Source organism: Oleiphilus sp. HI0061 (assembly GCF_001635675.1).
On sequence record NZ_LWFE01001247.1, the window covers coordinates 1 to 5,341 of the forward strand.

The following is a 5,341-nucleotide window of genomic DNA, read 5'->3' on the forward strand; positions in this document are numbered from 1 at the left end:
CCGATTTAACTCTTCTACAGAACAGACGCCAACAGCAAGCAAGTCCGCTTCGCTTTTTGGACCCAAGCCTTTTAGATCTCTTAAACGCATCATAAACCTACAAACTAAATCGTAGTTTTTGTTTGATCTCTTGCGCCGTGCGCTCAGGCTGTTCTTGCATAAAACAGTGCCCACCCGGCATTTCAATAAAATCGTAATTCAAATTTGCTTCGTGAACTTTTGCTTTAGAGCGTTTCACAAAGGGGTAAGTCCGATCACCATAGAGCATGGTCATCGGTGCTTCAATGCGGCGAATCGCTGGCCATAGTCCCTTAGCATAAGCAGAGAAGATAGATGCTTCAATACGAGGCGGGCATTTCAAGCGCATTGAGCCATCGTCACTTTCAATCAATGCATGGTCAATATAAGACTTAAGACACTCATCTTTCCAGCCCTTAAAAGTACCTCGTTGGTATAAGTAATCCCAAACGGCCTGGAAGTTTTCCCAAGACTCTGTTCGAGCCTTGGCTTGTCGAACGAGGGGCATCCGCTTTGACAAACCAAGCGTCTTTAGGCTTGTCGCGGTTCGCGCCATCACTGGAGGCATATAGACAGGGTCCATTAGGATTCCCATATCGAATAATTTCGGCTGCCTAGACATAATCAGTGTCGACATGATGGCACCATAGCTATGCCCCATCGCGATGCGTGGCACCTTGCCCCACATACCTTCAAAATTCGACCATACCTCTGCAAAATACTTGGCACTTCGATTCCAACCTGGGTATTTTCCACCAGCATCACTGTCGCCATGCCCCTGACCATCACTGATAAACAAGTCATAATCAGCTTGAAAGTGCGATAAAAGATTTTCAAAAGTCAGGCCACAGAAGCCATTACCATGAATAAAGTGGATCATAGGCTTACCGCTAGGCTCGGTGTAATGGCCTCTTAAAGTCATGCCTGAACCGGTTTGGTATTCCCAGGGAATCAAACCTGAAATCACACTCTGCTTTCCACTTCTGCTTAAGGTATCTGTCATCAAAACTCTCTTACCGGTCTATCTCGCTTGATAATTCAGGCAGCTCATTAAAACTAACATTCGGGTAGTGACTGTCACGCACTTCGTGAATAAAGCGCAGCGTGACGAAAGCATCAAACCAGATATGAAAAGCGCGTTGAAAGCTTATCGAATCACGTTTTTGGGAAAGATGTTTAAATTGCTTCTCTATCTTCAAATTACAGAGCGCTTGAATCACTGCTGCACTATCGACATCACTCATTGTATCTTTAATCGCTTCAAACAGAAGCTCAGCAGACGAGAAGGACTGTCCTGAATTTGAAATGATACTTAGAAGTTTTTTTAACAGTTTGAAGCACTGTGGATGATAGAAAGTATAAACCTTGTCAGGTTTTTCCATGCGGCTAATTTTTAGCAGCGCAGGTCCGGTGCCAAAGGGAACACGGTGACTAGGACGCCCGGAAATTTCTATCGTGGGAGCTTCCAAGGAATGAATACGCCCAACTTTCGCGAGCTTATTCAATAAATAGAAGTCTTCACCTGCTGAACGTTTCGGGAACCCCCTCACCAGCGCATAAGCGATAGGGCTAACAGCTATCAATGACCCGATTGTGTGGAAGGCATAAGGTGAACCAGCCTGCTGGAGTTGATCAACATAATAACGCAAGGAGTGATCATACAAGCTCATCGCTGTTTCATACCCGAGCTCAGCAATATGTTTGAAGGGGTAAATCGCAGCGGCAGCGCTTGAGTCATCCACTGAGATATTAAAATAGCTCTCAGGTAAACTCACATCCGCATCACTTGAATGCAGCCAATCGGCTAGTTTCCCGGTACTCAAATATTGTTGCTGCACGAGCTTTAGGCCGAGATCCATACCGAGTTTTCTGGCAAGCCCAACTCCCTGCTTTGGTGACAACAGGCGCTCCGCGTGACAATAGCTCATACAATATAGGGTCAGCGTGGAGGAAATATTAGCTCGAAATAGCTCAGACTCTTGCCTAGCCTGCGTTTGCTTTACCAGACTTTCAAGCGCCTCTCGTGTTCGCTGCTGCGCAGCAGCAACTTCAGGCTCATCAACATCCGGTGCATTGAAAACGAAAATCAAAACAGCCGAATGAGCGCTAACTTTATCGATAATCTTTAAGAGTTGAGTGATGGGCTCATCATAAACAGGAATAACCAGCACAGCGTCGAAAGGTCTTTCCAGGGAGCGTTGCAGAGCTTGGATATCAGGCTCTGCATAGGTATCCAGGTATTTGGAAACGGCTGAACTGTCGTACTTCATTGACAATAACTAGTTAGACCAGTCTTTATCAATAATACGCTTAAGCTTGAGCAAGGTAGCCTGGCGTTCATCTGTGCTATAAGACTGAGCAGGCAATTTACCCCAAATTGGCGCTGGCCATGTCGGGTCACCTTCAAAACGCACAACATGATGAATATGTAGCTGTTTTACAACGTTCCCCAAGGCGGCAATATTAAGCTTATCACCCGAGAATAGCTGCATTAGGTTTTGCCCAAGATACATCGACTCAAGATCTAACTGCTGACGTTGCTCATCACTTAAGTGATACAACTCCGTTGCATCACCCACGCGAGGAACAAGAATAAGCCATGGATACTGAACATCATTCATCAATAAGACTTCGCACAATGGCCAAGACGCTATGTGAATCGTATCGTTTTCCAGGCGTGAGTCGAGTTTGAAGTCTGCCATTAAGCGCCTGCACTCTCAGCTTTTTGTTTCTGCCACTTAGCTTCCCAATCCAAAGCAGACTTAACGATCACACCTAAGTCATCATGATCTGGCTCCCAGCCTAGTACTGCTTTGATTTTGGCATTATTTGCCATCAGCGCATCAGGATCACCTGCTCTGCGGTCGACATTTTCAACCGGAAAGTCTTGCCCTGACTTTTCCTTAACCGTATCGATTACTTCACTGACCGTAAAGCCACGGCCATAACCACAGTTTAGGATTTGCGATTCACCGCCTTTCGCCATGTAATCGAGCGCCATAACATGCGCTTTAGCCAAATCATCAACATGGATGTAATCGCGGATACAGGTACCATCACGTGTTTCATAATCCGTACCAAAGATCACCATACCATCGCGCTCACCTGTTACACATTCACAAGCGACCTTGATCAGATGAGTCGCTTCGGGGGTTGCCTGCCCCAAACGGCTGGTAATGTCAGCACCGGCAACGTTAAAGTAACGCAAAATCACATGATTCAAATCGCTGGCTGCCGACAGGTCACGAATCATTTGCTCGCTCATCATTTTCGATGCGCCGTAAGGGTTGATTGGCGCTAGTGGCATATCTTCGCTAATTACTTTCTCTTCCGGCATACCATAAACAGCCGCCGTTGACGAAAATACCATGTAAGGCGTTTTATACTTTTCAATAATAGTCAGTAAATTCAGGGTATTACGAGTATTGTTACTGTAGTACTTAAGTGGATTTACGACTGACTCGGGCACCACAATGTTCGCGGCAAAATGTAAGACTGCTTCAAACTTGTGCTTGGCAAAAACCTGATCAAGTTTTTCAACATCAGCAATATCACCAACAACAAGCTCACCATAGGTCACCGCCCACTCATAGCCGGTCGATAAGTTATCGTAAACCACTATGTCATGGCCTGATTCACCCAACTGTTTTACAACATGGCTACCAATATAGCCCGCACCACCCGTTACAAGTACTTTCATTCTTTCTACTTTCCTTTGTTTCTGAATTTATCTATCCAACAGCCTAGCTTGATTATTATAAAAGATTGATATGAAAAAAATATTATTGTGAAGCATTCTGCCGGATCTGTTTTTTCTGTTGGCGGCGAAACGCGAAGAAGTCCCGTATTATCTGACTACATTGTTCCGCCAATATTCCTTCAGCATAGACTATTTCGGTATTCATGGAAGGGTGACTCAATAAGTTATTCTGACTCACTACCGCACCCGCTTTAGGCTCACGAGCGCCAAACACCAAACGATCAATTCGAGCATGAACCAGCATTCCAATACACATCGTGCAAGGCTCTATGGTGACATAAAGTGTCGTACCAGGCAGGCGATAATTTCTTTCGTGTTCTGCTGCTGCCCGAATAGCTCTCACTTCAGCGTGGGCACTCGGGTCACAGCTAGCGATGGGGCGGTTCCAGGCCTCACCTAAAACCTCTTCACCTCTAACCAAGACAGCTCCAACTGGCACTTCACCTTCAGCGCCCGCTTTTTCTGCAAGGTTCAAGGCGCGTCGCATCCAACGCTCATCAATTATGCGTTGCTCCTTACCAGAGTTTTTTGATGCGACCTTATCTTTCGTCATTTCTTACTAATTATTCCCACTCAATCGTCGCTGGCGGCTTAGAGCTGACATCGTATGCGACACGCGAAATATGCTCGATCTCGTTAATAATTCGATTCGATACCGTCTCTAGTAATTCATAAGGCAAGTNCGCCCAACGAGCGGTCATGAAGTCAATTGTTTCAACGGCACGTAACGAAACAACCCATTCATAACGACGACCATCCCCTACAACACCCACCGACTTAACCGGCAAGAAGACAACAAATGCCTGTGATGTTTTGTGATACCAGTCTGCCTTATGAAGTTCTTCCAGGAAGATAGCGTCGGCTTCGCGCAAAACTTCTGCATATTCTTTCTTCACTTCCCCCAAAATACGAACACCTAGGCCAGGCCCTGGGAAGGGGTGGCGATACACCATGTCGTAAGGCAGACCTAGCTCTAAGCCCATCTTACGAACTTCGTCTTTGAATAGCTCGCGTAAAGGTTCAACTAAGTCCATCTTCATATCGTCTGGTAAGCCACCTACGTTGTGGTGAGACTTAATAACATGCGCCTTACCCGTTTTCGCTGCAGCAGATTCGATGACATCCGGGTAAATAGTACCCTGGGCCAAGAAGTCAACGTCTTGAATCTTGGTTGCTTCTTCATCGAAGACTTCAATAAAGGTATTACCAATGATTTTTCGCTTTTTCTCGGGATCAGAAACACCTTCTAACTTACCCAAGAATAAGTCTTCAGCATCAGCACGAATGACTTTGACGCCCATGTTTTCGGCGAACATCTCCATCACCATGTCGCCTTCGTTCTTACGTAACAAGCCGTTATCGACAAAAACACAGGTTAACTGATCACCAATGGCTTTATGCAATAGCGCCGCAACCACTGAAGAATCAACACCTCCAGATAGACCTAGCAAGACCTTCTTATCACCCACTTGGGCACGAACTCGTTCAATCTGATCTTCAATAATCTTTGCTGGCGTCCAAAGTGATTCACAACCACAAATATCTTNTACAAAGTGACTTAAA

At 45.6% G+C, this 5,341-nt stretch carries 6 protein-coding genes; all 6 read right to left on the reverse strand.

All coding sequences use genetic code 11. The annotated features are described in order from the left end of the window. Positions 1-97 precede the first annotated feature (97 nt). On the reverse strand, positions 98-1,021 hold the full coding sequence (locus A3735_RS19540; RefSeq protein WP_068511827.1) for an alpha/beta fold hydrolase: 924 nt from the start codon (positions 1,019-1,021) through the stop codon (positions 98-100). A 10-nt stretch (positions 1,022-1,031) separates the two neighbouring features. Next, complete coding sequence (locus tag A3735_RS19545; RefSeq protein ID WP_068511824.1) at positions 1,032-2,288, reverse strand: hypothetical protein; 1,257 nt, start codon at positions 2,286-2,288, stop codon at positions 1,032-1,034. A 9-nt stretch (positions 2,289-2,297) separates the two neighbouring features. Continuing rightward, entirely contained in the window at positions 2,298-2,720 is a 423-nt protein-coding gene (locus A3735_RS19550; RefSeq protein WP_068511823.1) for an HIT domain-containing protein, read from the reverse strand. Then, entirely contained in the window at positions 2,720-3,718 is a 999-nt protein-coding gene (gene galE / locus A3735_RS19555; RefSeq protein ID WP_068554357.1) for a UDP-glucose 4-epimerase GalE, read from the reverse strand. Before galE ends, A3735_RS19550 begins: the two co-directional genes overlap by 1 nt. 82 nt (positions 3,719-3,800) lie before the next feature. Next, complete coding sequence (gene tadA / locus A3735_RS19560) at positions 3,801-4,331, reverse strand: tRNA adenosine(34) deaminase TadA (protein ID WP_068511818.1); 531 nt, start codon at positions 4,329-4,331, stop codon at positions 3,801-3,803. Positions 4,332-4,341: 10 nt separating this feature from the next. Beyond that, on the reverse strand, positions 4,342-5,341 hold a 1,000-nt coding region (gene guaA, locus A3735_RS19565), incomplete at its 5' end, for a glutamine-hydrolyzing GMP synthase (protein WP_082885940.1).

Excerpts from the sequence above, each read along its gene's own strand:
- tadA (WP_068511818.1), bottom strand. The coding sequence starts at position 4,331 with ATGACGAAAGATAAGGTCGCATCAAAAAACTCTGGTAAGGAGCAACGC.
- galE (WP_068554357.1), bottom strand. The coding sequence starts at position 3,718 with ATGAAAGTACTTGTAACGGGTGGTGCGGGCTATATTGGTAGCCATGTT.
- A3735_RS19550 (WP_068511823.1), bottom strand. The coding sequence starts at position 2,720 with ATGGCAGACTTCAAACTCGACTCACGCCTGGAAAACGATACGATTCAC.
- A3735_RS19540 (WP_068511827.1), bottom strand. The coding sequence starts at position 1,021 with ATGACAGATACCTTAAGCAGAAGTGGAAAGCAGAGTGTGATTTCAGGT.
- A3735_RS19545 (WP_068511824.1), bottom strand. The coding sequence starts at position 2,288 with ATGAAGTACGACAGTTCAGCCGTTTCCAAATACCTGGATACCTATGCA.